The 934-nt window shown below is 65.0% G+C and carries 1 protein-coding gene; it reads left to right on the plus strand.

Features of this window, described 5'->3' with window-relative positions:
- Nucleotides 1-934, plus strand: a 934-nt coding sequence (locus tag WC906_05555; protein ID MFA5777865.1) for a choice-of-anchor R domain-containing protein, incomplete at both ends; no start/stop codon positions are given.

A 934-nucleotide genomic window follows, 5' to 3' on the forward strand; every position in this document is an offset into this window, starting at 1 on the left:
CGAGGCGGTCCTCGAGGCGTCCATCGACACGCTCAAGGAGCTTCTCGGACGCGAGCAGAAGACGCTGGCGATATCCTTCGCGTCGGGGACGCGCAACTACGTCGCCACCTGCGAGTCCTTCGAGGTCGCCCGCGAGTTCTATCAGGTCAACCACGTCCCGTATCTCGCGGTCTTCGCCGTCCTCACGGGCGAGGGCAGGGACACGTCAGCCACCCTCGCGCTCGACGAGCACGCCGTCACCGTGACGACGCCGGGCACGGACACCTTCACCCTCGCCGGGTCGAAGCCGCCGCAGCCGGTCATCACCATCGAGGGCGCGAACTTTGCCTCGTCCCACAAGGGAATCGAATACAAGGACACGGACACGAACGAGCGGATTATCTTCACCAAGAACGCCAGTTGGCAGACGAACGCCTCAATCGTCATCGACTGCGAGAACAGGAAGGTGACGAACGACATTGGCTTTGCCTCGCAGGTGGAGGCGGATTTCTACGGCGTCTTCCCGAAGTTCAAGATCGGCACGAACGGAGTCCGCATAACGGTCGGGGACATAGTGAACCAGACCTCGCCGGACGCGGTGGCGGGGGACACCGGCAATTCCCTGAACCTCAACGCCACGACGAAATACAAGGCGCAGTCCTTTCGCGTGCCCTACCGCGACGAGACCTTCCAGGGGCTCACGCTCCTCATCGCCAAGGTCGGGACGCCCGGCGACCTCACGATACGCGTCGAGACCGACGCCGACGGCGAGCCGTCAGGCAACTACGCCGACGCCGTGAACACCTCCGAGGCCGTGATAGCCGCCGCCTCCGTGGGGGCTTCCGCCGCCTACGTCACGGGCTACGCCGCCGCCCCCTACATCCTGTCGGCCAACACCCCCTACTGGCTCGTCATCTCGGCGGCCGGGGTGGACGCGGGGAACTACTACGAGATC

Source organism: Parcubacteria group bacterium, from assembly GCA_041657845.1.
Lineage (GTDB): Bacteria > Patescibacteriota > Minisyncoccia > Moranbacterales > JAKLHP01 > JAKLHP01.